1 pseudogene is annotated in these 453 nt (G+C 38.9%); it reads left to right on the top strand.

Annotated features, from left to right (window positions below):
- Positions 1-341, top strand: a pseudogene (locus B2G44_RS01945) (group II intron reverse transcriptase/maturase); the annotation flags it as partial.
- Positions 342-453 lie beyond the last annotated feature (112 nt).

Raw genomic sequence — 453 nt, forward strand, 5'->3', positions numbered from 1 at the left:
CCTATCTTAATAAAGGGAAAACCCAATACGAACCCTGGGTTGTCTACTCTTGGGATAAAATCAAAAAAATGCGTAAATACAAGGGAAACCCTGATATTACCATCAATAGAAATTTATTCCAGGGTCGTACACATCTAACTGACCGTCTAAAAGCGGAACGTTGTGAGAACTGCGAAAAAACAACCCAACTTCAAATTCATCACATTGGTACAGTCCGCGATGCGAGCCACCGTAGTGTCATGAATAAAAGAACAAAGGTATTGTGTAAAGACTGTCATCGAAAAGTGACAAATCAACAAATACATGATATTAGAAAGAATAAGAACGATAAGAATAAATAGCTAATTAACCGCGAGGGGAAATTAGTTCTCGAGAGAGAGTAAATTATGGAAAGCCGGATGCTTGGAAACTTGCTTGTCCGGTTTGGACGGGGGCTGATTGTAAATAAAACAG

It is taken from the genome of Candidatus Phytoplasma citri (genome assembly GCF_002009625.1).
Lineage (GTDB): Bacteria > Bacillota_I > Bacilli_A > Acholeplasmatales > Acholeplasmataceae > Phytoplasma > Phytoplasma citri.